The organism is Stenotrophomonas maltophilia group sp. RNC7 (assembly GCF_030910085.1).
Lineage (GTDB): Bacteria > Pseudomonadota > Gammaproteobacteria > Xanthomonadales > Xanthomonadaceae > Stenotrophomonas > Stenotrophomonas sepilia.
In genome coordinates, this window is sequence record NZ_JAVFVN010000615.1 from 1 (window position 1) to 615 (window position 615).

A 615-nucleotide genomic window follows, 5' to 3' on the forward strand; every position below is an offset into this window, starting at 1 on the left:
GGCCGATGTTGCAGACGATCGCCTGGTCCTTCATGGCGTTCATGTGCTCACGCGTGATGACGTGGAAGTTGCCGGTGGCGGTGACGAAGATGTCGCCGTGGGCGGCGGCTTCTTCCATGGTCACGACCTTGAAGCCTTCCATGGCGGCCTGCAGGGCGCAGATCGGGTCGATTTCGGTGACCCACACCTGGGCGCGCAGGGCGACCAGCGCCTGGGCGCAGCCCTTGCCCACGTCGCCATAGCCAGCGACAACGGCGATCTTGCCGGCGACCATCACGTCGGTGGCGCGCTTGATGCCGTCGACGAGCGATTCGCGGCAGCCGTACAGGTTGTCGAACTTGGACTTGGTGACCGAGTCGTTGACGTTGATGGCGGCGAAGGCCAGCTCGCCCTTCTGCGACATCTGGTACAGGCGGTGCACGCCGGTGGTGGTTTCCTCGGTCACGCCCTTGATCAGGGCAAGGCGCGTCGAGTACCACTTCGGATCACGCTCGAGCGTTTTCTTGATGGCGGCGTACAGCACGCGCTCTTCCTCGCTGCCGGGGTTGGCCAGCACCGAGATGTCCTTCTCGGCCTTGGTGCCCAGGTGCAGCATCAGCGTGGCGTCGCCGCCCT

At 65.0% G+C, this 615-nt stretch carries 1 protein-coding gene; it reads right to left on the reverse strand.

What is annotated here, in order from left to right; genetic code table 11:
* The coding region (locus RCF13_RS11755) for an adenosylhomocysteinase (RefSeq protein ID WP_308141207.1) at positions 1-615 on the reverse strand (615 nt) is incomplete at both ends.